At 65.6% G+C, this 25,545-nt stretch carries 21 protein-coding genes and 1 pseudogene; 15 read left to right on the top strand and 7 right to left on the bottom strand.

Annotated features, from left to right (window positions below):
* The first annotated feature begins 94 nt into the window (after nucleotides 1-94).
* The 7 genes from ACOI2T_RS33940 to ACOI2T_RS33910 are packed head-to-tail and all read left to right on the top strand — an operon-like array spanning nucleotide 95 to nucleotide 7,168.
* Nucleotides 95-1,048: an LLM class flavin-dependent oxidoreductase gene (locus ACOI2T_RS33940; protein ID WP_084356568.1), complete on the top strand. Its 954-nt coding sequence runs from the start codon at nucleotides 95-97 to the stop codon at nucleotides 1,046-1,048.
* Entirely contained in the window at nucleotides 1,045-2,010 is a 966-nt protein-coding gene (locus tag ACOI2T_RS33935) for a CoA transferase subunit A (protein ID WP_409505253.1), read from the top strand. The genes ACOI2T_RS33940 and ACOI2T_RS33935 overlap by 4 nt, the downstream gene beginning before the upstream one ends.
* The gene (locus tag ACOI2T_RS33930; RefSeq protein ID WP_409505252.1) at nucleotides 2,007-2,822 is read left to right on the top strand and encodes a CoA-transferase subunit beta; all 816 of its coding nucleotides are present in this window, start codon (nucleotides 2,007-2,009) and stop codon (nucleotides 2,820-2,822) included. The genes ACOI2T_RS33935 and ACOI2T_RS33930 overlap by 4 nt, the downstream gene beginning before the upstream one ends.
* Complete coding sequence (locus ACOI2T_RS33925) at nucleotides 2,819-3,715, top strand: FAD binding domain-containing protein (protein ID WP_409505251.1); 897 nt, start codon at nucleotides 2,819-2,821, stop codon at nucleotides 3,713-3,715. Before ACOI2T_RS33930 ends, ACOI2T_RS33925 begins: the two co-directional genes overlap by 4 nt.
* Entirely contained in the window at nucleotides 3,712-4,206 is a 495-nt protein-coding gene (locus ACOI2T_RS33920; protein WP_067848028.1) for a (2Fe-2S)-binding protein, read from the top strand. The genes ACOI2T_RS33925 and ACOI2T_RS33920 overlap by 4 nt, the downstream gene beginning before the upstream one ends.
* Nucleotides 4,203-6,590 carry a xanthine dehydrogenase family protein molybdopterin-binding subunit gene (locus ACOI2T_RS33915; protein WP_409505250.1) on the top strand — a complete coding sequence of 796 codons (2,388 nt, stop codon included), beginning with the start codon at nucleotides 4,203-4,205 and terminating at the stop codon, nucleotides 6,588-6,590. The genes ACOI2T_RS33920 and ACOI2T_RS33915 overlap by 4 nt, the downstream gene beginning before the upstream one ends.
* On the top strand, nucleotides 6,587-7,168 hold the full coding sequence (locus ACOI2T_RS33910) for an SRPBCC family protein (protein ID WP_421875281.1): 582 nt from the start codon (nucleotides 6,587-6,589) through the stop codon (nucleotides 7,166-7,168). Before ACOI2T_RS33915 ends, ACOI2T_RS33910 begins: the two co-directional genes overlap by 4 nt.
* A gap of 98 nt (nucleotides 7,169-7,266) precedes the next feature.
* On the opposite strand, the gene ACOI2T_RS33905 is transcribed toward ACOI2T_RS33910, so the two are convergent.
* Nucleotides 7,267-8,925 (bottom strand): PucR family transcriptional regulator, encoded by a 1,659-nt coding sequence (locus ACOI2T_RS33905; RefSeq protein WP_165766030.1) that lies wholly within the window; start codon nucleotides 8,923-8,925, stop codon nucleotides 7,267-7,269.
* Nucleotides 8,926-9,065: 140 nt separating this feature from the next.
* Here ACOI2T_RS33905 and npdG point away from each other — a divergent pair, with 140 nt between their 5' ends.
* Together npdG and ACOI2T_RS33895 are read left to right on the top strand one after the other, a co-directional pair.
* The gene (npdG, locus tag ACOI2T_RS33900) at nucleotides 9,066-9,806 is read left to right on the top strand and encodes an NADPH-dependent F420 reductase (RefSeq protein ID WP_409505248.1); all 741 of its coding nucleotides are present in this window, start codon (nucleotides 9,066-9,068) and stop codon (nucleotides 9,804-9,806) included.
* 200 nt (nucleotides 9,807-10,006) lie between these two features.
* On the top strand, nucleotides 10,007-11,329 hold the full coding sequence (locus ACOI2T_RS33895; RefSeq protein WP_409505247.1) for an MFS transporter: 1,323 nt from the start codon (nucleotides 10,007-10,009) through the stop codon (nucleotides 11,327-11,329).
* Nucleotides 11,330-11,403: 74 nt separating this feature from the next.
* On the opposite strand, the gene ACOI2T_RS33890 is transcribed toward ACOI2T_RS33895, so the two are convergent.
* Nucleotides 11,404-14,091 (bottom strand): molybdopterin-dependent oxidoreductase, encoded by a 2,688-nt coding sequence (locus tag ACOI2T_RS33890; RefSeq protein WP_409505246.1) that lies wholly within the window; start codon nucleotides 14,089-14,091, stop codon nucleotides 11,404-11,406.
* A complete protein-coding gene (locus ACOI2T_RS33885) occupies nucleotides 14,088-14,921 on the bottom strand; it encodes an FAD binding domain-containing protein (RefSeq protein WP_409505245.1) in 834 nt (277 codons plus the stop codon). Before ACOI2T_RS33885 ends, ACOI2T_RS33890 begins: the two co-directional genes overlap by 4 nt.
* A 121-nt stretch (nucleotides 14,922-15,042) precedes the next feature.
* On the opposite strand from ACOI2T_RS33885, the gene ACOI2T_RS33880 reads away from it, so the two are divergent.
* The 5 genes from ACOI2T_RS33880 (at nucleotide 15,043) to ACOI2T_RS33860 (ending at nucleotide 20,072) form a co-directional block, all read left to right on the top strand.
* A complete protein-coding gene (locus ACOI2T_RS33880; RefSeq protein ID WP_409505244.1) occupies nucleotides 15,043-16,947 on the top strand; it encodes a PbuX/PucJ/PucK family nucleobase permease in 1,905 nt (634 codons plus the stop codon).
* A gap of 65 nt (nucleotides 16,948-17,012) precedes the next feature.
* Nucleotides 17,013-17,465, top strand: coding sequence for a 2-oxo-4-hydroxy-4-carboxy-5-ureidoimidazoline decarboxylase (gene uraD, locus ACOI2T_RS33875; RefSeq protein ID WP_421877468.1), 453 nt, complete (start codon nucleotides 17,013-17,015; stop codon nucleotides 17,463-17,465).
* Entirely contained in the window at nucleotides 17,462-17,785 is a 324-nt protein-coding gene (gene uraH / locus ACOI2T_RS33870; RefSeq protein ID WP_409505242.1) for a hydroxyisourate hydrolase, read from the top strand. Before uraD ends, uraH begins: the two co-directional genes overlap by 4 nt.
* Nucleotides 17,786-17,788: 3 nt before the next feature.
* On the top strand, nucleotides 17,789-18,688 hold the full coding sequence (pucL, locus tag ACOI2T_RS33865) for a factor-independent urate hydroxylase (RefSeq protein WP_409505241.1): 900 nt from the start codon (nucleotides 17,789-17,791) through the stop codon (nucleotides 18,686-18,688).
* A 19-nt stretch (nucleotides 18,689-18,707) separates the two neighbouring features.
* Complete coding sequence (locus ACOI2T_RS33860; RefSeq protein ID WP_409505240.1) at nucleotides 18,708-20,072, top strand: guanine deaminase; 1,365 nt, start codon at nucleotides 18,708-18,710, stop codon at nucleotides 20,070-20,072.
* Between the two features lie 6 nt (nucleotides 20,073-20,078).
* On the opposite strand, the gene ACOI2T_RS33855 is transcribed toward ACOI2T_RS33860, so the two are convergent.
* The gene (locus ACOI2T_RS33855; protein WP_409505239.1) at nucleotides 20,079-21,590 is read right to left on the bottom strand and encodes a serine hydrolase domain-containing protein; all 1,512 of its coding nucleotides are present in this window, start codon (nucleotides 21,588-21,590) and stop codon (nucleotides 20,079-20,081) included.
* Between the two features lie 204 nt (nucleotides 21,591-21,794).
* Here ACOI2T_RS33855 and ACOI2T_RS33850 point away from each other — a divergent pair, with 204 nt between their 5' ends.
* Nucleotides 21,795-21,962: a hypothetical protein gene (locus ACOI2T_RS33850; protein WP_409505238.1), complete on the top strand. Its 168-nt coding sequence runs from the start codon at nucleotides 21,795-21,797 to the stop codon at nucleotides 21,960-21,962.
* A 53-nt stretch (nucleotides 21,963-22,015) separates the two neighbouring features.
* Here ACOI2T_RS33850 and lysE read toward each other — a convergent pair whose 3' ends face one another.
* The 3 genes and pseudogenes from lysE to lpdA form a co-directional block, all read right to left on the bottom strand.
* Nucleotides 22,016-22,615, bottom strand: coding sequence for an L-lysine exporter (gene lysE / locus ACOI2T_RS33845; protein WP_409505237.1), 600 nt, complete (start codon nucleotides 22,613-22,615; stop codon nucleotides 22,016-22,018).
* A 295-nt stretch (nucleotides 22,616-22,910) separates the two neighbouring features.
* A pseudogene (locus ACOI2T_RS33840) lies at nucleotides 22,911-24,103 on the bottom strand (helix-turn-helix domain-containing protein).
* Between the two features lie 39 nt (nucleotides 24,104-24,142).
* Nucleotides 24,143-25,537 carry a dihydrolipoyl dehydrogenase gene (gene lpdA / locus ACOI2T_RS33835; RefSeq protein ID WP_409505235.1) on the bottom strand — a complete coding sequence of 465 codons (1,395 nt, stop codon included), beginning with the start codon at nucleotides 25,535-25,537 and terminating at the stop codon, nucleotides 24,143-24,145.
* Nucleotides 25,538-25,545: the final 8 nt, after the last annotated feature.

Here is a 25,545-nt window from a genome sequence, read left to right as displayed (position 1 = left end):
TCGGTCGGTTGGCTAGCTCTGACATGGAACAGGGCAGGGGATTGGCATAACGTGGCGCCTCACAGCCCTCATCCGCAACAGAGAGGACGACGCCTTGCCCGCGACCTTCGGGTTGGCCATAGAGAATTTCACCTCGGCCGACAAAACCCCTCAGATCAACGAGTTGCTCAGTACGGCACGGCGCGCCGAACAACTCGGATTCACCTCACTGTGGGCCTGGGATCATCTGTTCCTCGGTAGCCGCCAGCCCTTTCCCCAGTTGGAAGCGCTCACGACGCTTGCGGTGCTGGCAAGTCACACGACCACCATCACGCTGGGCACCGGCGTGCTGGTGCTGCCGATCCGGGATCCGGCGCTGTTGGCCAAGACCGCCGCGACCATTCAAGCGGTGTCCGACGGCCGGCTGCGGCTCGGCATGGCGGCCGGCTGGTATGAGCGCGAATTCGATGCCACCGGAACGCCGTTCAAGAATCGCGGCAAGATCTTCGAGCGCAATCTCGAAGTCTGCATGAACCTGTGGACCCAAGACGAGGTGACGGGCACCTGGGACGACCTCTCGTTTCGCCGGGTCAAGATGTTGCCTCTGCCCAAACCGCGTCCCCAGGTTCTCATCGGCGGCTATGTCGACCGCGTGCTGAAGCGGGTCGCCACCCTCGGCGACGGCTGGCTGACCTACTTCTACACCGCAGAGGCGTTCGCCGAATCGTGGGCCAAGATTTCGCGGTTCGCCGAACAGGCCGGCCGAGATCCCGACCAGCTGCATTCGCTCAACCAGTTGCCGATCTGCATCGGCTCGTCGAAAGAACAGGCGCAGGCGCTGACCGGGCCGTGGCTGGCCTCGTACTTCGACACCCCGGAGTGGAGCAATGCCACGCCCGACAGCGCGATCTGCGGAACCCCCGAGGACTGCGCCGAACAGATCGCCGCCCATCTGGACGCCGGTGTGCGGGAGATCTGCCTCGTACCCCATGCCTACGACCCGGAGCAGGTCGAGCGATTCGCCGCCGAGGTGCGCCCGCTCCTGGGCAGTCTGGTGGGTGCGGCATGAGCGGCCGTCTGATGACGCCAGGCGCCATGGAGGCGCGCCTCGAACTCGAAGGGCTCACGCGCACAGCCGATGACAAGGTCACCACGGCATCCGATGCCGTGCGGCGGCTGGTCGACAACGATGCGGTGATCGGTGTCGGCGGCACTAACCACGCCCGCACCCCCATGGCGCTGCTGATCGAGATACTCCGCCAGGGGCGTTCAGGCCTGACGATGACCCGCCCGCTGTCGTGTTTCGAGGCCGAGCTCATGCTGGCCACGGGCACCGCCGAGCGAATAATGACCAGCTGGGTCGGTATCGGCCACGGGTGGGGCCTCGCGCCGGTCGTGCGTAACCTCGTCGAGCAGGGTCGCCAGGTCTTCGAGGAATGGAGCCATCTCGGTATCGGGTTGCGCTACAAGGCCGGAGCCATGGGTGTGCCGTATCTGCCCACCCTGAGCATGCTGGGCTCCGACATCGACGTACGGCTCCGCCTCGCGAAGGTCGACTGCCCCTACACCGGGCAGGTTCTCAACGCGGTGCCCAGCCTGAACCCCGATGTGGCGCTGATCCACGTCCAGCGCGCCGACGCGGCGGGAAACGCCCAGATCGACGGCTATCAACTGATGGACGCAGACCTGGCGCTGGCCGCACGCCGGGTCATCATCACCGCCGAGGAGATCGTCGCGACCGACGAGTTCCGTTGCGATCCCGGCCGCACGGTGATTCCCGGGTTCGCTGTCGACGCGGTCGTGCATCAGCCGATGGGTGCCTATCCGCATGAGTGCTACGGGCACTACGAGGCCGACCTCGACGAATTCACCGCGTATATGCAAGCTGTGAAGAGCGGCGGCATCGAGGGTGCCCGGGCTTACGTCGAGGCACTGACCGCCCACGCCGACCACGACGCGTATTTGGCCTCGATCGACCCCGATCGGCTCGCGGCCGCGCGACGTACCGCTGAGGAGATGCTGCCCCGATGACCGACTCCTTGACCCGCCCGGCGACCGGCGAACTGCGAGCCGAACAGCACCCCGACGCCCGGCCCGACGAGATCATGACGATCGCCGCGAGCCGGTTGCTCGAGGACGGCAAGGTGCTGTTCGCCGGGATCGGCCAGCCGCTCGTCGCCGCGGCGATCGCCAAGCGGCGCCAGGCACCCCACCTCACGGTGCTCCTCGAAGGCGGCATGATCGGCATCGAGCTGCTGGCCGGCGAACTGCCCGCGTCGACCAACGAGGTCCGCGCCGCGGTCGGCGCCCAGATGCTCACGACCGCGACGGACATCTTCCTGATGGCTCAGCGCGGATTCTTCGACTATGGCTTCATCGGCGTCGCGCAGGTGGACCGGTTCGGCAACGTCAACACCAGCATCGTCGGTGACCCCGAAAACCCGTCGGTGCGGCTGCCCGGTCCCGGCGGTGCCAACGACATCGCATCGATGTGTAACCAGGTCGTGGTCGTGACCCAACACGAGCCACGCCGCTTCGTCGAGAAGGTCGACTTCGTCACCAGTCCGGGCTTCCTGGCCGGTGGAACCAGCAGGCGCGACAGCGGATTGCTGTACGGCGGGCCGCGCTGGGTGGTCACCGACCTGGCGCTTCTCGACTTCGAGCCGGATTCCCGCCGCATGAGGGTACGCGGCCTGCAGGCCGGCGTCACACTCGAGCAAGTGCGCGCCGCAACGGGTTTCGAGTTGCTCGTCCACGACGAGATCGACGAGCTGCCGCCGGTAGACGATGCCGAACTCACGCTGCTGCGTCACCTCGTCAACGGTGGGGAGGCAGGCCGATGACGGTGCAGGAGACGATGCCGACAACCGCCGGGCGTACCCCGGCGAGCTGCTTCGAATATCAGCGGGCCGAATCGTGGTCCGACGCAATCGAACTGCTCGACCTGTGGGATGGCGAGGCCAAGATCCTGGCCGGCGGGCAGAGTCTGATCCCGATGCTGAACCTGCGCCTTGCCGCGCCTGGCGCGCTCATCGACGTCAACCCCATCCCGGCCGCCGCGCCCAGGGTCGACGGTGGGCACATGGTGATCGACGCCAACACCCGTCATCGCGAGCTGACGACCTCCGACGTCGTGCGCACGCATGCGCCACTGCTCGCGCACGCCGTGCAGTTCGTGGGCAATGTCCGGGTCCGCAACCGGGGCACGTTCGGCGGCACACTCGCTCACGCGGACCCGACCGGGGAGATCGCCGCGGTCACGATCGCCATGGGGGGTGAGATCGTCGTGCAGGGGCCGACGGGCACGCGCACCATCCCGGCTGACGAGTTCTTCCTCACGTACCTGACCACCGCGATGGAACCGAACGAGGTGATCGTCGGCGGGCGCATCCCGGTCGGGGCCAGCAGCCGCTGGGGTTTTCACGAAGTCGTCCGTCGCTATTCGGATTTCGCGACGGTCAGCGTCACGGTCATGGCACGCGCCGCCGCCGACGTTCGTGTGGTGCTTGGCGGCGTCGCGGTCCGGCCGTTGCTGGTCGACGGGGAATACCTCGTACCGGCGCTGTCGGACCCCGGCAACCCGGACCGGGCCCGCGAGAGTGCCGACGCGATCGCGGCCTCGCTCGACCCGGACACCGATCTGCATGCCACGGCCGAGTACCGACGCCGGCTCGTCGCCGTGCACACCCGCAGGCTCTTGGAACAGGTGCTCGCTGAGGAGGGCCGCACAGCATGATCCGTACGCAGGTGGTGCTCCGCGTGAACGACCGCGACCACGAGGTGTGGGTGCGCAACGACCGAACACTGCTCGACGTCCTGCACGACGACCTCGGTATGCCCGACGTGCGGTACGGCTGTGCCGAAGGTGTCTGCGGCACCTGCACGGTGCTGATGGACGGCGATCCGGTCAGCGCGTGCTGTGTCTATGCGGTCCAGGCGGAGGGCCACGACATCGTCACGTTGCGGGGATGGTCGGATCCCCAGGACGAACCGCATCCGCTGCAGAAGTGCTTCTTGGAGCGCGGGGCCTCGCAGTGCGGGTTCTGCACCCCTGGCATGTTGCTGACCGCGGCCACCTTGGCCGAACGCAATCCGGACGCATCGCGTGAGGAAATCCGCCACGAGCTGGTCGGCAATCTGTGCCGCTGCACGGGCTACCAGGCCATCGTCGACGCGGTCGAGGACTACCTGCACGCGCCGGCAGTAGAGAGGGGAGGCGCCCAGTGACGACCGTAGAACCGGGAACCACGCCGGACACGACCGAACCGCCCAGCGCCCCAGCCGAATTCGACCCGGACGCCGACTCGGGTCCGGAGCCCCGCGAGCGCGACTTCCGGGTCGTTGGACAGTCGCCCGCCCACCACGACTTCGTCAACAAGGTTCGCGGCACGCTGCTGTACGCCGCGGACTGGAACCTTCCCGGCATGATCCACGGCAAGGTCGTCCGATCCGATGTCGCACCCGCGAAGATCGTCAGAATCGACACCTCGGCCGCCGAGCGGCTCGAAGGGGTGGTGGCGGTGCTCACCGCTGCCGACGTGCCGCACAACGCCGTCGTCGAGCATGCCAGCGGGGGACTCGGTGAATTGACTGTCGAGCAGCCCGTACTCGCGCGCGATCGGGTCCGCTACGTCGGAGAGCCGGTCGCGGTGGTGGCCGCGACGGATCCGGAGACCGCAGCCGAGGCGGCCGACCTCGTGGAGGTCGAATACGAACCGCTACCTGGCGTCTACCGCCCCGAAGACGCACTGGCCGACGGCGCACCCCTCGTGCACGACGAAGGCAACGTCCTGGTCAACTGGCACCTGGACCGCGGCGACGTCGATGCGGCGTTTGCCGAGGCCGACGTCGTCGTCGACCACACCTACCGCAGCCAGCACGTCGAGCACGCGTACCTCGAAACCGAGGCAGGTGTCGGGTGGATCGAGAACGACGTTGTCACACTGCGTATCTCGACTCAGGTGATCGAGCACGCGGTCGAGATCGCGACGATCCTCGGGCTACCCCAGAGCCAGGTCCGCGTGATCGCCTCGTACATGGGCGGCGGCTTCGGCGGCAAAGAGGACATGACCGTCGAGCCCTACATCGCGCTGTTGGTCTGGCGGACCCGCAGGCCGGTGCGGATGATCTGGTCGCGCCAGGAATCGATCCTGGCCAGCACCAAACGCCATCCGTTCACCATGCACTACCGCACCGCGGCCACGAAGGACGGAAAGATCCTCGCGGTCGACGCCGACATCACCGGCGATGCGGGCGCCTACCCGTGCCTGAGCGCCCGCGTGCTGTTCGCCGGCGCGGCCCTGTCGCCCGGCCCGTACAAGGTTCCCGCGGTTCGCATCCGGTCGCGGGCCGTGTTCACCAACAACGTGCCCACCAGCGCTTTCCGCGGTTTCGGCGCCATGCAGGTGACCCTCGGCTACGAATCGCAGATGGACGCCCTGGCGGCCGAGCTGGGGCTCAGCCGCCAGGAGATCCGCGACCGCAACTACATCGAGAAAGGCGACCTCCTGGCCGGCGGCGAACCGATCACAACGGCCGTCGCGGTTCGCGAGACCCGGGACGCCGCACTCGAAATGCTCGGTGCGCCAAGCCGTCCCAGCGGACCCAACAAAGTCGTGGGGCAGGGCTTCGCATGCGGCATGCAACCGTACGGCCGCTCCATCTGGTTCCGCGATCATGCCGCGGCGTGGGTGACGCTGCAGGCCGACGGCACCTTGCTGATCCGCAGCGGCGTCACCGATCTCGGTGCCGGGCAGGCCGCGAGCCTGTGCCAGATAGCCTCGGAGATCCTCGGTGTCGCGCTGTCCGACATCAGCGTCTACATCGGGGACACGGCGCTGACTCCGCCCGCCGGTGGCACCTACGCCACCCGCCAGCTGTACATGTCGGGCAATGCGATCCTGCGGGCCGCCCGCAAGTTGCGCGACCAGTTGACTCCAGTCGCCGCAAAGGAACTCGGCGTTCCCGAAGATGCCCTGGTGTGGGTCGACGGCATGGTGCGCACCGAAGACGGAGCGACCGGCCTGAGCCTGCCGGAACTCGTGCGCGCCGCCAACGAGGCACGCGTCGACACCGCCGTCCTCAACACCTGGCGTGCCCGATCCGGTGGTTTCGATCCGCAGAAGGGTCAGGGGCACACCTACCCCGACTACACATTCGGCACCCACGCGGCCGAGGTGGAAGTCGATCTGGAAACCGGTGACGTTCGATTGCTCAAGTACGCCGCCTGTCACGATGTCGGACGAGCGATCAACCCGACCCGGGTCGAAGGCCAGATCATCGGCGGAGCCGCGCAAGGTATCGGCTATGCGCTCACCGAAGACTGCGTGACCGATGCCGGCCACCCGCTGTCGTCACTGTTCGCCGACTACCTGATCCCGACAGCGATGGATCTGCCCGATATTCGGGTGGCGATCATCGAAAGTGGCGAGGGCCGTGGACCGCTCAACGCGCGCGGTATCGGGGAACCTCCGATCGGACCGCCGGCGGCCACCATCGCCAGCGCCGTCGAGGCGGCCGTCGGCATCCGGCCCACCCAACTACCGATCACCGCGGAACGGGTCCTCGCGCTGCTCGACCAGCGGGACCTCGAAAGGGGAAAGAGCGCATGAAACTTCAGCATCGGACCGAGGTCGGCGCCCCGCCCGACGAGGTGTGGGCATTCCTTCAGGACACTCCCGGCGTCGTCGAGTGCATGCCGGGCGCTGAACTCGTCGACGATCTGGGCGACGACAGATACGAGGGCGTGCTGCGCGTGGCCATCGGGCCCCTGAAGATGAACTACGCGGGACGCGCATCGGTGATCGAGCGTGACCCCGCCGCGCGCAGGATAGTGCTCGACGCGTCCGGCCGCGACAAACGCGGATCCGGTTCGGTCGTGGCCCATGTCGCGCTGCAAGTCGAAGCGGCCGAGGCGGGCAGCCGCATCGATGTCGTCTCGGATATCGACCTCACCGGCCGAATCGCCTCGCTGGGCCGTGGAATTCGCGACGTGTCCAACCAGATGTTCGTCGACTTCGCCGGTGAGCTGGGCAGCCGTATCGAGCAACCGGGCCGCCGGCGCCGGTATCGGTCGGCGGCAGTGCGCAGCAGACCGCGGCCGCGACGTCGGTGGCCGCACCCACGTCACCCGCAGCCGCCAAGCACGGCGGCGGCGAAATCAAAGTGCTGCCGCTCATCTGGGCTGTGACGCGGGAACGTCTCGCCGACTTCCTGGAGCGGCTCAGCGCCCGCGTACGCCCGAACTGACTCAGCGGGCGGTTCACGAACGACCGAACGCCCGGTCCATCATTTCGACCGATTCGCCAGAATCTTCTGCATCTCGTTGATCTGCAATGCCACTCCGATTTGGATTGCCACCGGCGTGCTGGTGCTGAACGGGCCGAGGAGCCGTTCGAGTTTCGCGAGCCGGTACCGCAGCGTGTTGTAGTGGTAGTGGAGATGCCGTGCTGCCTCGGCCATATTCATGTTGTGTTCGATGAGCGTCTCCAAGGTCTGGAACATCTCGGACCGTTCGGGTTCGCTCATGCGAAGGACAGGTCCGAGTTTTTCCTCAGCGAATGCCCGTAGGTCATCGTCACTGACCTGCGCGAGCAAGCGGAACAGGCCCAACTCACCGTAGGCAGTGACCGCGCCGGCCCCCGAAACGCGCGGTCCGAGCCGCAGGGCTGTGCGTGCCTCCTGGTATGCGATCGAGACACCCGCCGGCCCAACGTAATTGCGGCTGACCCCGATTGCGTACTGACCATGTGTGAAGTGCGCGACTTCGTCTTGGATAGCGCGTGCGACGGTGATCGCGTCCTGGTCGGCGCCGATGACAGCGACCAGTTCGGAGCCAAGGCCCGCAGCGGCCGCCAATCGGTCTCTGCTGCGTACCGCGGAGGTCCAGAATTCGATGGCGCGATCGTCTGCCAGACGAGACAGGCGCTTATTTGCCCGAGATTCGTCAGTGGTGCCCTCCCTTCGGCCCACCAGGACGACGATGTCGCGTTCGAGGTCCCATCCGAAGCCAGAGCCCAACGAGGCGTATTCATCAGATTCGGATTCGCTGCCCGAGATCAGTTCGAACAGGGCGTTGGACGAGAAGCGGCGCTCGACTGCTCCCACCGCGAGGTCACGCGTGATCTCCAATGCAGCCACGATCGCTGCCTGTCCGACTGCCACCAAGGTGAATTCGCCGAACGATCGCTCCGCCTCAACGGCAACCACGAAGCCGTGGTGGAGTCGCCCGGCGCGAATCTCGCGCGACGCCCACCGCTTGCCGGTGCGCTTGTCGGTGTGCAGACCGGTCAAGCCCAGTCGTAACAAGTCGGCTGACGTCGTCTTCAGGAAGCGCAGATCCACCAGGGGGGCTTCATCCCCCGCCAGCGCGAGAACGGTGCCCTGATGATCAGTGATCACGACACTCGCTTCCCCGAGCAGACCGGACAAGCTGTTCGCCAACTCAGCGAGACCTCCACCGGACAGGGTGATCGCGAGAAAGGAGTGGTGAATCTCTTGTGCCTTCGCCAATGCCGAGGCTTGGCGGTTGACGATGATGGCGAACGCCCTGCTCAGGATGTCGTCGAAGCGGATGCGTTCCGGGATGACGACGAGGGGTAGGCCGAGACGGTCGGCGACGTCGATCATTCCCTGTCCTAGTTCGGGCATGTAGCGGTCGAGTTTTATGCCGATGCCTGCCAGACCCAGTTGGTGCAGGTCGGTCAACAGCTTGCCTTGATCCTCGTCATCACGCGGAAGCGGATAGCCGGTGGCGAGCAGGAACTCGTCCTGCCGAACCCACCTGCCGATATCGGGAACCGTCATCACGTTCACGGCACTGATCGCCCGGTCCAACCCGGAATGCCCCGCGATCAACTCGGCGCCGGCGAGTACTTCGTCGGCGAGCAACTCACCGAGAGTGAGAGTTTCGTTCGACCTCGGAGCCGCGGCATCTGGCGCGTTCATAGGCGGCAAGCGTAGCGCTGACCGACAACTATTGCGGTGATCTTTGGCATGAGTAGCCATGGGTCACCCGGGTCCCGAGTTTTTATGGTTTCCGTACCCGGGCCGGCCGGCTGTGGGCGGATCCGATGAGGAGGAGCACCGTGGCACCAAGTTCGAAATCTCCCGCAGCAACTCATGATGTGGTCAGCGAGACGGTGTCCATCCTGGGTGGAACCGGAAATCTGGGCTTCGGCCTTGCGCTACGACTCGGCGTCGTGGGGTACACGGTCTGCCTCGGCTCTCGCGATGCCGACCGCGCCCAGCGTGCTGCTGAGCTGGCCCACGAGCGCGTCGGCGGCGGCAAGTTCATCGGGTGCCGAAACGGCGAAGCAGTGGCGCGAGCCGATCGACTGGTCGTTGCGGCGGTACCGTTCGCCAGCCACGTCGCGATACTCAGAGGCGTCGCCGACCAGTGGCGTCCTGGTCAGGTGTTGCTCGACACGACGGTTCCACTTGCCACCGCCGTGGGCGGACGGCCTACACATCTGATCGACCCTTGGCACGGTTCCGCTGCCCAACAGGCCCGTTCGGCGATCGATGACCAGGTTGCGCTCGCGTCGGGTCTACACACGATAAGCGCGGCCGCGTTGCGCAACCTTGCCCGCCCCCTCGATCAGGACACGCTGATCTGCGGCGAGCCGGAGGCCAAGCAGGTGGCTGCCGCGGCGTTGGAGCGTATCGCGGGACTGCGTGTCGTCGACGCGGGATCGCTTGAGATGAGCCGTCTTCTTGAGGGGCTCACGCCCGTCCTGATCGGGATCAACATCCGGCACAAGACCCACGTCGGCATTCAGGTCACCCACCTCGGCACGAGCACCAAGCAGCAGGCCGCCCTGGCTTGATGCCGACGAACCTCGGCCACGCTCTTTCGGTGTCGGTATGTCTTCCCGGGAGGGTGTCATCGACTGCCAAAGATCTCCCGTCGAACTTGTCTCCTCGGGCCGTGTGCTTCCGAGGTCGTCACCCCTAGCGTGATTGATCTCACGCCTCAGCTCCGGTCACGTATTCCCCTCAGGTTTGAGGGCGGCAGAAAGGCTCCCCGATGCTCACGCCCGCAAAGAAGGCCACGCTCGGCAGTTTCGTCGGCACGACGATCGAATGGTACGACTTCTTCATCTACGGCACGGCCAGCGCGCTGATCTTCCGCCACGTGTTCTTTCCCTCTCATGACCCGCTGGTCGGCACCCTGCTCTCGTTCGCGACCTTCGGCGTCGCCTTCGTTGCCAGGCCGCTCGGCGGGCTCATCGTCGGCCATTTCGGCGACCGTGTCGGACGCCGGCCCATGCTTGTCATGACGCTCATCGTCATGGGCACGGCGACCGGCGCGATCGGCTTGCTGCCTACCTACGAGTCGATGGGGGTCATGGCTCCGTTGCTCCTCGTGTGTCTCCGTTTCGTGCAAGGACTTTCGGTCGGCGGTGAATACGGCGGGGCCGTTCTCATGACCGTCGAACATGCCCCTAAGCACCGACGTGGGCTGTATGGAAGCTGGGTCCAGGCGGGATCGCCGGCCGGCCAGATCATCGCCAACGGCGTCTTCCTGATCACCACGGGCATGATGTCGGAGGAACAACTTGTCGCGTGGGGCTGGCGCATCCCGTTCCTGGCGAGTTTTGCACTGGTCATCGTGGGTCTCGTCATTCGTCTACGCGTCGAAGAGAGCCCCGAGTTCAAGCGGCTGGAACGGCGTAACGAGAAGGAAGCCAGCCCGCTGATGAGCGTGCTGCGCCAATACCGCAAGCAAGTAATTCTGATGGCCGGTGCCTACCTTGTGCATGGCGTCGTGATCTACGGTGCCGCGGTCTACAGCCTCAGCTACGGAACAACCACTCTCGACTTCAGTTACAGCCAGATGCTGTTGCTGATCCTGCTGTGCCAAGTCGTCACGCTGATCCTGATTCCAACCTTCGCTCATTTGGCCGACCGCGTGGGCATCAAGAAGGTGTTCTTGATCGGGAACATCGGCATGGGCCTCATGGGCGTTCCGTGGGTGCTACTACTGGATACCGGCAATTTCGGCCTCGCGCTGCTGGGCTACTTGCTGATCTTCACTCCCTACGCCGCGACTTACGGAACCATGGCGGCCTTTTTCGCCAGCATCTACGACAGCCGGGTCGGATACTCGGGAATCTCTATGGGCTACCAGCTCGGCTCCATCTTCGGTAGCGGTTTCACCCCTCTGGCCGCAGCTGCGCTGATCGCCTCCACGGGCACTGTGCTCGCCTTCGCCGGTTACATCGCAGTGGCCGCAGCACTGTCAGTCGCCGCAACGATCTGGCTCACCGCATTCAAGGACGAGGAGTCGGACGAGACCCCGAGGCCCGCCACTCCCGCGGGCGAAGCGGCAGTGACGCACAGCAAGTGATCCACGGACTGTCGAAACTACCGACGGTTGGTTGAAATGGAATGCGTCGCAGTCAGATCCCTCGCATCTGTGTCTCAGGCATCACCGGGAGCGCAGTGCAATGCGCGCCAGATTCTTGCGGGTGTCATCGGCAGTTCCCGAGGGCGGATTCGGCAGGCGCGCGCGATCGCGTTCGCGAGTGCCGCGGCGACGGGGTTATACGGCGATTCACTCATCGACTTGGCCCCGAGCGGTCCTAGCTCGTCGTACGTGTCGGCGAAGTAGACCTCGGTGCGCGGTACGTCAGCCAATTGGGGGATGTGGTAGTTGCGGAGCGTTCGAGTGAGGACCGTGCCGTCGGTCCCGATGTGCATCTGCTCGTACAGTGCTGAGCCGATAGCCTGTGCCACACCACCTTCCACCTGGCCTCGGCACTGTTCGGGGTTGAGCACGACGCCGGCGTCGGCGGCCTGAACGGACTGCAGTATCCGCACCTCCCCGGTGTCGGGGTTGACCGCCACCCGGAAGGCGTGAACGTTGAACGCCACCGAGCGGGGCGTGCCGTCGTGGTGACCGGTCGCGGTCATCGGCAGCGCGAGCTCGGCGAACGGGACGAATCGGGTGGCGCACTGCACACCGTGGGGGCCCACCACGCACGATTGCGGGTCGGTTCCGGTGAGTTCGGCGGCCGCACGCTCGATCCCGGCGCGCAGGGTTTCGCAAGCGGCCAGCACCGCGCGGCCGGCCACGACGATGCCCGCGGAACCGAATGCTCCGGTGTCATAACCACATACGTCGGTGTCGGATTGCCGGATGTGGATCCGGTCGGTGGTGGAGTTCATCACGGTGGCGACGAGCTGTTGGTGCACCGTGGTGGTCCCATTGCCGAATTCTGCAGTGCCGAACGATAACTCGTACTGCCCGTCGGGGCGCAACGACAGTGCGGCTTCGGCGAAGTGCCCGCGTGGCGGAATGGTGGCGATCATGGCGATGGCCATACCCTCGCCGACCTGCCAGCCGACTGGTGCGCAGGCCTCGTTGCCGGCGGCAAGCGCGGTCTGGGCCAGATCGAGGCATTGGTCCAAGCCGTAGCTGCCGAATATCAGATCGTCCGATACATGCGCGTCCACCAGAACGTCGCCGGGCTTGACCACATTGCGGCGGCGCAGATCGAAGGGGTCGATGCCCAAGCGCTGTGCGAGCTCGTCCAGTGCGGATTCGACTGCGAAGATGACCTGTCCCAGGCCGTATCCGCGGAACGCACCGGATGGCAGGTTGTTGGTGTAGACCGCTTGTGCGTCGACGCGCTTGTTCGGGCAGCGGTACACCGAGATCGACTCGGCGCAGCCGTGAAACATGACGCCAGGACTGTGATTGCCGTACGCGCCCGCATCGACCAGTACGTCGATCGTCAACGCCGTCAGTGTGCCGGCGCCATCGGCCGCCGCGGTGACGTCCACTCGGAATGGGTGACGGCACGGTGCGACCGTGAACTCGTCGGATCTGCTGAATTCGTAGCGCACCGGCAGGCCGAGTCGCAGCACGGCCAGCCCGACGAGGTCTTCGGTCAGCATCTCTTGTTTGCCGCCGAAGCCACCGCCCACGCGCTTGGTGAACACGTGCACGGCGTCGCGTTCCAGGCCGAAGATGCGGCACAGTTCATCGCGGACCAGGAACGGCACCTGAGTGCTGGTGCGAATCACCAGCCGCCCGTCGTCGTCGCGCCATCCGGTACAGCCGTGGGTTTCCAAGTGCGCGTGCTGTACCCGTTGGGTGTGGTAACGGCCGCGCACGACGGTGTGTGCGGCGGCCAGGGCGCCTTCGACTTCGCCGACGCCGCCGTGCAGTTCGGCGACGATGTTGCGCGACGCGTCGGCGACGCGGGCCTCGGGTCCCTTGTCGGCGTGCAGCAGCGGAGCCCCGGCGGAACGAGCCAGCTCAGGATCGAACACCGCCGGTAGCGGCTCGTAGTCGACAATGATTGCGCGGCAAGCTTGTTCGGCGAGCGAGAGGCTGTCAGCGACGACGGCGGCCACCCGCTGGCCGACGAACCGGACTGTGCTGTCGAGAATGTAGGTGTCGTCAGGGTCGTCGTCGCGGATTTCGTGGCGGGCGGAGGAGAACGCGATGCGCGGCACATCGAGGTGGGTCAGTACGAGGCGTACGCCGGGAATCGACGCTGCGGCGCCGGTGTCGATGGCGGCGATGCGCGCGTGCGCCACCGGACTGCCCAGTACCGCCATGTGCAGCAAGCCGTGCGGCAGGTGGTCCATGGTGTACTGCTCGGTGCCGGTCACGACTCGCACGGCTGCCGGCGCGGCCACTGAATGTCCTGCACCGCCTGACTTTTCGACGTTGTTGGCGCCGGCCAGCGCGTCGGTGATCGCGCGGTAGCCGGTGCAGCGGCACAGATTGCCCTTGAGGTTCTCGGGCAGGTCGTCATGCTGTTGTTCGGTGAGAGTCGAGGCGGTGGTGATCATTCCCGCCGTGCAGAAGCCGCACTGGAACCCGGCCGCTTCGACGAATCGGCGCTGCAGGGGATGCAGGTCAAGTGCGGTGCCCAAACCGGCGACGGTGGTCACGCTGTGGCCGTCTGCGCGAAAGGCCGGGACAACACAGGAATGGACCGCGACGCCGTCGATCAGGACCGAGCATGCCCCACAATCTCCGGCGTCACATCCCTTTTTGACTTCGAAGTGGCCGTGGTCTCTCAGAAAAGTTCGCAGACACTGGCCCGCCCGGGGCACCCCGGGCATCACCTGGCCGTTGACCGTGACGCTCACGCCAGCTCCGAGTGGACCTGTTCGGCCAGCACCAGCGTCACTGCCCGCCGCCAGTCCGGATCTCCGTGTGCGTCCTCGGTCCACGCGTCGAGCGGAACCGACGCGTGTGCATCGTGCACCGAACGCAGGTCGGGTACCTCGGAAAACGTGAACACGTAGGGGCGCACGGTCGCCCCGGTCACCGAGAGTACGAACCGGCCACCGTCGGGTGCGGTGTCGCGGCGACCGATCACCACCACGCCGGAGCGGCCCAACGGAGACGGCGCGAGCTTGCGGTAGGCGGTGCGGCCACGCAACGCCGCGGCCGGCAGGTGCACGCAGCGCAGCACGTCCGTCGTGGCCAGTACGTTGGTGCCGACACCGGTGACGAGGTCTGCGACGGGCAGTCGGTAGTCGCTACCGTCGGCCCGCCACACCGTGGCCTCACCGTCCAGCGCGACGGCCAGCGAGATCATCGCCCCCGCCGGCAACGAAAGGCAGATGTTTCCACCGAACGTGGCGTGATGCCAGATCTTGAATGACGCCAGCAACGCAGTGCAACACTGACGTAACAACGGCGCGGCCGCCCAGTCCGGCCGATGGGCGCTCAGGCTGTCCGAAAGCTGCGACACCTCGGCCACGGTGCATGTCGCGGACAGCTCGATCCCGCTGTCGTGCAATGTGATCGGAGTCCAACCGAGCCCGGTGATGTCGACCAGCCGACGTAATTGCGGCTGGGGTTCGGAGAACAGCCAGGTGCCGCCGGCCAGTATGGCGTCACCCGTTGCGAGCGGCCACAACTCGTCGCGACGGGTCGGTCGGTCGACCACCTCGACGGTGTTGAGGTCCATTCACGGACGGTAATCAATGCGACCGTACCGTGCAGCGTGAACAGCGAACTCGCCAAGCGGTACTGCGACCGGCCCGGCCACTCGGCGTGCGAACTGCCACAAACTGCCCCATCCTTGGACGATGGCGGGACCGATCACCCAGAAGCGCAAGAAGCGTGTGCATCCGGTCGACGAGGTGCCACCGGTTCCCAAGCTCGCCACCTACGGCTTCCAGCACGTCGTGGCCTTCTACGCGGGTGCCGTGCTGGTGCCGATCCTCATCGCCAACGCCATCGACCTACCTACCGAAGACCTCGTCAAGCTGATCACGGCCGACCTGTTCACCTGCGGTATCGCATCGATCATCCAGGCGGTCGGGTTCTGGAAGATCGGCGTGCGACTGCCGTTGTTGCAGGGCGTGACGTTCGCCGGGGTGTCACCGATCATCGCCATCGGGCTGGCCCACGGCGGGGGCTCGGCGAGCCTGCTCTACGTCTACGGCGCTGTGATCGTCGCCGGGATCTTCACCTTCCTGATCGCCCCGGTCTTCATAAGGTTGCTGCGCTTCTTCCCACCTGTGGTCACGGGAACGTTGATCACCATCATCGGCCTCTGCCTGGTTCCGGTCGGCGCGCATGACGCCGTCACCAACCCGCACACCGGTGAGGTGGATCCTGGCAACCTGCGGTGGCTGCTGTACGCGCTGGGCACCATTGCCGTCATCGTCGCGATCCAGCGGGTGTTTCGTGGATTCCTGGCGACAATCGCCGTCCTACTCGGCCTGATCGCCGGCTGCGTGGTGGCATTCGTCCTGGGGGACATGAACTTCGACGACGTCAGACAGGCGTCGGCGGTGGGCTTCACCCAGCCGTTCCTGTTCGGATTGCCCAAATTCGACGTCGTTGCCTGTCTGACGATGATCATCGTGCTGATGATCACCGCCGTGGAGTCCACCGGAAGTACCTATGCCACGGGTGAAATCGTCGGCAAGCGCATCAAAGCGTCCGACATCGGCAATGTGCTGCGCGCCGACGGTCTGGCCACCGCGATCGGCGGTATCTTCAATTCCTTTCCTTACACCGCGTTTTCGGAGAACGTCGGCTTGGTGCGGCTGACGGGGGTCAAGAGCCGCTGGGTGGTGGCCGCCGCCGGCGCGATCATGATCCTGCTGGGCTTTCTGCCGAAGGTCGCCGCCGTGGTGTCCTCGATACCCCAACCCGTGTTGGGCGGGGCGGCGCTGACGCTGTTCGCGACGGTAGCGGTCGTCGGTATCCAGACGCTGGGCAAGGTGGACTTCACCGACCACCGCAACCTCATCATCGTCACCACCAGCCTGGCGCTGGCGCTGTGGGTGACGTCGTATCCCGATGTGGCCCAAGCACTGCCGGCCGGCATCGATCTGCTGTTCGGCAGCGGCATCAGCATCGGCGCAATCGCCGCGATCCTGCTCAACGTCGTGTTCTTCCACCTCGGTGGGCGCGGCGCCCCGGTGGCCGGCGGTGGAACGATAACCCTCGATGAAGTCAACACCATGACCGAGCACCGTTTCACCGAGGTATTCGGCGGTGTGGTGCAGAACGTCGAGTGGGTTCTCGACCGGGTATTCGAGCGCCGGCCGTTCACCGACACCAACGCGCTGCGAGAAGCCTTCCAAGACGCACTGCTCACCGGCTCCTCCGAACAACAACTGCAATTGATCCGGGCGTTTCCCGACCTCGGCGCAGAAGACGAAACCGGCCGGGCGCTGGCCGTCGACCACGTTGCGCTGTCCAATCTCGATGAGGATGACCACAACGACGTCGTCGCACTGGCCACCGCCTACCGCGAACATTTCGGATTCCCGCTGATCATCTGCGCCCGCGAGACTGAGCACTTCGACCGTGTCCTGCAGAACGGGTGGGCGCGGATGGACAACTCTCCGGGTGCGGAGAAGGCGTTCGCGCTGATCGAGATCGCCAAGATCGTCAACTACCGGTTCGGTGACCTGGTTGCCGACGCCAACCCGATCGCGGCGGCACGGTTCGGCCGCCTCGGCGATCTACGCTGACGGGCATGCCCACCCACCGTGCGCTCGGCATCGCCGGATTCAACCAGCTCAGCGACCGGCAACGCATGCATATGCTGTTCGAGGTGTGCACGTCGCCGATCTGGGCACGACGCGTGCTGGCGGGTACGCCGTTCCGGAACGTCGATGCGCTGCTGGACCGAGCCGACCGGGTCCTCGCCGAACTACCCGACGCCGAGATCGACGCCGCGCTCGACGGTCATCCCCGTATCGGCGGACGGGTCGACAACGCGTCGTCGGCGCGTGAACAGGCCGGGGTGGCAGACGCCGACGACGCAGTCCGCGCCGAACTGGCGGCGAAAAACCAGGCCTACGAAGACAAATTCGGTTACGTGTACCTGGTGTGCGCCAGCGGGCGCTCCGCGGAGGAACTTCTCGCCATCCTGACCGAGCGGCTGTGCAACGATCATGAGACCGAACGCCGGGTGATGCGCAGCGAGCTGGCCAAGATCAACCGACTCCGTCTACAACGTCTGTTCACCGAGGAGGCGACGACGTGACCCACATCAGCACCCACGTTCTCGACGCCGTCACCGGCCGACCGGCCGTCGGGGTGGCGGTGACACTGATTGGAGCCGACGGCGCCGTGCTGGCGCAGTCCGCCACCGACAGCGACGGAAGGATCGCCGACTTGTACAGCGGTCCGGTGCCCGATGTATGCCGGTTGTGTTTCGACACCGCCGCCTATTTCGCTGCGCACGGAGTCGACGCCCTCTACCCGGAAGTCGTGGTCGCCGTATCCATCGATGACGCCTCAGACAGGTATCACGTGCCACTGTTGTTGGCGCCCTTCGCCTATTCGACGTACCGAGGGAGCTGATTCATGTCGAATGTCATTCTGGGCAAACACCAGTACGGTAAGGCGGAGAACCGCGTGGTGCGGATCTACCGCGACAGGCCCCGCCACGAGATCCGCGACCTCAACGTATCGACCTGTCTGCGCGGCGATTTCAGCGCCGCCCACCTCACCGGTGATCAATCCCGGGTGCTACCCACCGACACACAGAAACAGACTGTGTACGCCTATGCCAAACAACCCGGTATATCGACCATCGAGGACTACGGCCTGGCGCTGGCCCGCCACTTCGTGAATGACGTCGAACCCGTCGATGCCGCCCGTATCGAGATCGACGAATACGCCTGGCAGCGAGTGGTTGTCGACGGCTCCGAGCACGACCACACCTGGATCCGCCGGGGGCAGGAGACGCGCACCGCAGCGGTGACCGTCGACGGTGACGGCGAATGGGTGATCGGCGGACTGAAAGATCTGGTCATCCTGAAGTCGACCGGCTCGGAGTTCGCCGGCTTCCTCACCGACGAGTACACGGTGCTCGAACCCACCCATGACCGCGTCATGGCGACTTCGCTGATCGCGCAATGGCGCTTCACCACCACCGATGTGGCCTGGGACGAGATGTATGACGGCGTCAAGGCCCGGCTGACCGAACAGTTCGCCGTCGTACACTCACTGGCGTTGCAGCAGAGCCTCTTTCACATGGGGAAGGCCGTGCTGGAGAGCTGTCCCGAGATCGCCGAAGTGCGGTTGTCGGCGCCCAACAAACACCACTTCGTCTACGACCTGACACCGTTCGGGCTGCAGAACAACAATGAGGTGTTCCACGCCGACGACCGCCCATACGGGCTCATCCAGGCCGCCGTCACGCGCGACGACGCCCCGCCACCTGGTCCGGCCTGGGATCTCCAGCAGGGCTGGCTGGCGTGACCAATACCGGGTGAACGGGATGACGCGGGCGTATCGCGGGCACCTGATGCACATCGGCGGCAACCCTGAGCTGGCCGACGTACGCGATTGCCTGGTCAGCGAGCCCGACGGCGTGGTGGTGGTCGACGACACCGGACGCATCACCTACAGCGGTGCGTACGCAGACCGGCCCGGCGATGACGCCGAAACTGTAGATTTCCGGCCCGCCTTCCTGCTACCCGGGTTCGTCGACACGCACATCCACTTCCCGCAGACTTACTGCACCGACGCCTACGGCGGCGGCCGGCTCCTGGATTGGTTGGCGCGCTGCGTATTTCCAGCCGAAGCCAAACTGGCCGACCCCGCCTACGCACAGCAGGCGGCGCGAGACTTCTGCCGCCGCCGAATCGGCGTCGGCACGACGACGGCACTGGTGTTCGGATCTGCTTTTCCCCACGCTCAGGATGCTCTGTTCACCGAGTCGATCCGGACCGGGTTGCGCACCATATCGGGCCGTGGCATCCAGACCGTGGGACCGCCGTCGGCCGGGCCGTTGCTCACCGACGAGACGACGGCGATCTCGTTGGCGGTGGCCGAAATCGACCGGTGGCACGGTGCCGACACCGGCGATCCGGTGACTGCACTCGTGCACGCCGCGGTGGTGCCACGGTTCGCCCTGTCGGTGACGGCGCAGACCCTCCACGCGCTCGGCGAGGTCTACGATTCGGTCCGCGATCAGGGCGTGTACTTCCACACTCACCTCAACGAGAACGTCGACGAGGTCGCGGCGGTACACGAAACCTACGGTGTACGAACCTATCTGGACACCTACGACGGCAGATTCGGTGAAGGCTCGACACCGGCGGGCAAGACGCTGCTGGGCCCACGCAGCGTGCTGGCACACGCGGTGCACTGCACCACCGACGAATTGGCCCGCATGGCCGACACCGCGACGTCGATCGCGCACTGTCCAACCTCCCAGCTGTTCCTCGGCAGCGGCGTCATGCCGTGGCGCTCCACGGTGCGCAGTCGGGTGAACGTGTCGCTGGGCACCGATGTGAGCGCCGGCGACGAGTGGCTGATGCCCCGTGTGCTCAACGACTGCTTCAAAGTGCACATGTCCGAGCCGGGAGACCATGCGGTTGCGCTGCATCCGGCCGAACTGTTGTTCACCGCGACGCTCGCCGGGGCGCGTGCGCTCGACCTGGAAGCGCGGATCGGCAACCTCGACGTAGGCAAGGAAGCCGACTTCGTGGTGGTCGACCCCCACCACCAGGAACTGCTGGCCGAAACACTGGCCCAGATCGAGGACGGCGACCGCGACCGACTGCTGTTCACGCTGTTGATGGGCATGAGAGACGACGCTGTTGTGCAGGTGTACGTCAAGGGCCGCAAGCTCGGTTGAGGTTGGCTACGTCCCATACAGATGCAGGGCCCGTGCGGTCACTGTCGCGATTTCGCCGCTCAGTCCCGCGATCGGTGGGCCGCCGCGTTGGTGGATGACGTTGGCGAGAACGACAACGTAGGTGTTTGATCCGGGGTCGATCCACAGCGTCACGCCGGTGAATCCGGTGTGGCCGAAGCTGCCGATCGGGAAGATCAGACCACGTGGTCGGGAATGCGCGGTGTCGATGTCCCAGCCGAAGCCGCGGAGATCTTGCCCGGCGATTGCAGGATAGTGCGGAGCAAGCAGGGGATCCGTTGTGTTGGGCGAGTTTTCGATCGCTTCGCGGGCGGCGTTGTTCGCGGCTGCCAGTTGCGCGGCGGTGCGTCCGGGTTGCTGTGGCGTCGTCATCAGTTCCAGGGTCGAGCGCGTCAGCGGGAACGCGCTCGGCCGGCCGGCGAGGCGATCGAGTAGAGCCTGCGCGAACAGGCCGACGTCGTGGACAGTCGAAAACACCCCGGCGCTTCCTGATATGCCACCCATGCGCCGGGCCGTCGGGTCATGGACCGTGCCGCGCAACAGGTGACCGAAATCGGGGTTGAGGCCCGGAGTGTCCCCGTCCACCGCGGTGGGGGCGACACGCGTCAAGAGCTCGGTATTCCAAGTGCCCGGCGGGCACTCGTCAACTTCGGGCGCGCCTGGATCGAGAGCGATCGCGGTTCCCCGGATCTGGTGTGGGCCACATGCTTTGGCCGCGGGCAGATAGTAGGTGTCGTTCATACCGAGGGGCTCAAAGACGTTGTGCCGTATGTAATCTTCCAACGGCTCGCCGGTGATCTTCTCGATCAGTGCGCCGAGAATGATGAAGTTGATGTCGGAGTAGTGGAACAGTTCGCCAGGGCCGAACACCACCCACGCGCCGAGTGCACGGCGAATGCCATCGACCATGTCGGCCTTGTCCAGTCCCCACGGCCCGTCGAGGCTCAGATCTCCTGCAATGCCCGACGTGTGAGTGAGCAACATGCGCAGCGTCACCTGTGCCCGGCGCGGATCGTCAGCCGGGTTGAAGTCGGGAAGGTAGGTCTGCACGGGTTCGTCGATCTGAACCTTGCCTTGTTCGTAGAGCTGCATGATGGCGGTGGCCGTCGTGAGGCTCTTCGTCAGCGAGGCCAGATCGAAGATCGTGTCCGCCGTCATCGGCTCGGCGGGCGCGGGCGTCCCGTCCAGTCCCGGTTCGTCGGCGAGCTTGCGCGAGCCGAACGCCTGACGGAAGACGATGTTGCCGGCGTGCCCGACCTGAACCACCGCACCCGGCAACCGATGTGCCGCAATCGCATCGTTCACGAGTTTGGCGACCGGCGAGAAGTCACCCATAGGAACGACGGGCGGTGTCGTCGTCACCGCTGCGGCAGGTGCCGTCATCGCCGGCGTCGTCGGGTCGGGCTGTGGCTGCGTGGCCTGTCCGCACGCGGCGAGCGTGAGAATGACGGCCGCAGCCGCGTAGACCCGGGCAGCACGTGATCGAGACACCGTCACCACCTAAACGTTAGCCGGGGCCCCCGACGGTCGCGCCCAGAATGTTCGGTTTCTGCCAGGTGGCGGTCAATTTCTGCCAGTGGAATTAACCGTGTTGGGCGGGCTGTTGTGGGTGTCAGACCGGGTAGGAATCCCCCGAACCGGTGGAGGAGACATCCGAACCGCGACATCTGCCACGGCTCGAATCTGAGACAGAAGGGCTTTGCCATGAAGAAGTTTGGATTTGCCGGCGCCATCGTTACCGGTTTTGCTGCCGCTCTGGTTGGTTTGGCGGCGCCGGCTGCTGCTGATGTGACCCATCATCAGTGGGTGCATGACATTCAGCATCAGGCCACGGTCGGTGACATCACGCCGACGTTCGGCAACGGCCGCTGACGCACGACGACACAGAGGCGGGGCACCTTGATCGGGTGCCCCGCCTTTGTTGTTCAGGAGAGGGCCATGCCGATGCCGAGGGCGATCATCATGACGGCGATGATGGCGTCGAGGATGCGCCAGGTCATGGGGGTGGCGAAGAGGCCGGCGAGGCGACGGGCACCGAGGCCGAGGCTGGTGAACCACAGTGCGCTTGCCGCGACCGCGCCGACGCCGAAAAGCCAACGCTGGCTGTGGTGTTCGTTGGCCAGGGTGCCGAGCAGTACGACGGTGTCGAGGTAGACGTGGGGGTTGAGCCAGGTGAGGGCCAGGCAGGTGATGAGGACTTCGGCGAGTCGGGCGGGGGAGCGTTCGGAGGGGTTGAGGGTTGAGGGGCGCCAAGCGCGGCGGGCGGCGAGCACGCCGTAGCCGATGAGGAATGCTGCGCCGCCGAACTTCGCGACCGTCACGGCGTCGGGGTGGGCGGTGATGAGTGCGCCGACGCCGGCGATGCCGGCAGCGATGAGGATGAGGTCAGAGATCGTGCAGACCGCGATGACCGGCACCACATGCTCACGGCGAATGCCTTGGCGCAGTACGAAGGCGTTCTGTGCGCCGATCGCGGCGATCAGCGCCATGGTCGTGAGGAAGCCGAGCAGCACGGGGGAGTTCACACCTCCGACGGTAAGTACGCCAGTCGTGCAAGTACAGCTAATGATTCTTCATTGGCATTAGAAGTATTAATGATTGGTTGCCGCTGTTCAGCATGACGTTTACAGGAGCTGAGCTGTCGTTTCTCAAACGAGATGTCACAGTCTCAGTATCTGTGTCAACTGGATGTCATTTCTGACATGGGTATGAGACGACGATCCGCGTTGGAAAGACGTGTTGCTTAGGGACAGTCCGCGAGTTCGGACGACTCGCCGCCCGCTCCGAGATGACGATCGACATCAGCGACTTGTCTCGGCCTCAGGCCGGCTCGAGGCCGGTGAGTACACGTACGACGACCTGGTCGGAGAATCGGTAGGGCTGCCCGGTGATGATGGCACCGAGACGTTTTCTCAGGCGTGAGATCTCCGAGCGAACGGCCACGGTGTGTTCGGTGTTGCCGTACAGCGCGATGCTGAGGTCGGTTGCGTTGACGCCCTGCCCAGTGTTTTGGGCGAGCATCCGCAGGATCTCGGCGTGGCGGGGGGAAAGTCCGCGTGTCCAGGTCACGTCGCCACGAATAGTGGCTCAGGTGTGTCGCCGAGGTCGAGCTCGAGTTCTACGTGCGCGTCGACCTGCTGCGGACGAAGGATCCAGCCGTGGCCAAGCGGTTCCGGGACCGTCAAGCCGAGCCCAGGAACGAATACGGCGGTGCCGGGTGACGGGGCTGCGATGCGCCCGGGATTCTCCAAACCTCGCGCGCAGGCGACCCAGCCGCGTTCGTCGACGACCAGGGCCGGGGCTGCGCCGGCGAGCAGGGCGGCGCTCTGCTCGCACAGGCGGTCCAGGCTTTCTCGATGCAGCCGCCACAAGGTGGCTTCGGCGAGCCTGGCGGCTGATTGCGCCAGCCCGGCCGTCGACGGATGCAACGTCATCGCGGGCCCACTGATGTCGATCACGCCGAGGATGTCTCCGGAGCGCGGATCGCGTACCGGTTCACCGATGCAGTACCAGCTGTGCTGGCGGCGGGCGTAATGCTCGGCGGAGAACAGCGTGATTCCGGTGTTCTCGATGAGGGCGGTGCCGATCGCGTTGGTGCCGACCTCGTTTTCTGCCCAGCTGGCGCCTTCCACGAAGCCGAGTTGATCGGCGGTGCGGCGGATGGTCTGTGCTCCTTCGCGCCAGAGAACGACTCCGTCGTTGTCTGCGATGACCACCACGAAGTCGGCAGAGGCGGCCGCGGACCCGAGGACCGCCCGCAGGTCGGGCAGCACCTTCCGCAAGTCGCTTCGGCTCCGCCGGTTCTCGACCTCGGACAAACTCACCGAGGTCGACCGCGCGCAGTCGTCAGGAGAAATGCCGTGTGTGCACAGCCGCTCCCAGGATCGGGCGACCAGCGGGCGCGGCTGCCGGGATGGCTGTTGGCCGGACAGCACCGCTTCGCGGATTTCACTCAGCAATCGAGCGTGCCGGACCAGATCGACGGACGCTCCTGTCGCTGCAGGGCGAGTCATGGTGTTCACAGTAGCTTGAACCTCCAGCAGTCCTCGCCCTCAGCTGTTGAGCGGTTTGCCGAGGGCCGCGAGCACGGATTCGTGCATGGCTTCCGAAAGCGTCGGATGGGCGAAAATCACGTCCGCGAGGTCATCAGCGGTGGCTTCGAGCGACGCGGTGATCCCAAAGCCCTGGATCAGCTCGGTGACGTCTGGGCCCACCATGTGTGCGCCGAGCAGGGCTCCGCTGTCGGCATCGAAGATCGTCTTGACGAAACCGTCGGCTTTCGCGATGGCCAGGGCCTTGCCCGAAGCCTGCAGGTCGAAGGTGCCGACCTGCAGGCGGCGTCCGGTTGACCTTGCCTGTTCTTCTGTCATCCCCAGGCTCGCCACCTGCGGGCGGGCATACGTGCAGGCGGGAACCAGGTTGGTGTCGAGCGGTCTCGTATGGGACATTCCCGCGATGTGCTCGACGCACAGCACCGCTTCGTGGCTCGCCTTGTGTGCCAGGCACGGCCCGCCCGCGACGTCGCCGATCGCGTACGTGCCGAATGCCGTTGTGCGACACCATTCATCGGTGACGATCGTGCCGCCTGACGTCTCGACGCCGATATCCTCGAGTCCCAGCCCTTCGATGTTGCCCTGGATTCCCGCCGCCACGAGAACCCGCTCGGCAATCACATTCTCGGGACCGCCGGGTGCGTCGATGGTGAGATCGACTCCGGTGTCGTGGATTGTCGCGGCCGTCACGCGAGATCCTGTGTAGACACCGATTCCGCGCTTCTCGAAGCGCCGTCTGACGAATTCGGATACGGCCGTATCCTCCGCGGGCATGATCCGCGGCGCCATCTCCACGATTCTCACGTCGGTGCCGAGGTCTCGGTAGAGACTGGCGAACTCGACCCCGATGGCTCCAGAGCCGACTACGACAAGCGAACGCGGCAACGTGGACGGCTGTAACGCATCGAAGTATGTCCAGATTCGTTCACCGTCGGGAGTGAGTCCGGGGACGGTGCGCGGCCTGGCGCCCGTTGCCAGGATCACGTGGTCGGCGCGGTAACGCTGGACGCCTGCGTCGGTGCTGACGTCGACGACGCCCTTGCCGGCCAGCCTGGCGGTACCGGTGATGACGGTGACGGCGTTCTTGCGCATCAGGTACTCGACTCCGCCTGAGAGTCGCGCCGAAACGTTGCGGCTGAACTGCACGAGCTTCGAGATGTCGAATTCGACTGCACCGATGGTGAATCCCACCTCGTGGGCATTGGCCAGGGCATGGGCGACATCGGCGCCGTGCAGCAACGCCTTGGTGGGAATGCAGCCCCAGTTCAGACAGATTCCGCCGAGACGGTCACGTTCGACGAGGGCGGTGTTGAGGCCCAGCTGGGCGGCCCGGATGGCGGCCACGTAGCCGCCGGGGCCGCCGCCGATCACCAGGACATCGAAGTTGTCGGTCATTTCGGAAT

Source organism: Mycolicibacterium wolinskyi str. Jessa 2025, from assembly GCF_049241375.1.
Lineage (GTDB): Bacteria > Actinomycetota > Actinomycetes > Mycobacteriales > Mycobacteriaceae > Mycobacterium > Mycobacterium wolinskyi.
The sequence above is the reverse complement of the archived record's forward strand: the minus strand, read 5'-3'. Positions and strand labels throughout refer to the sequence as shown.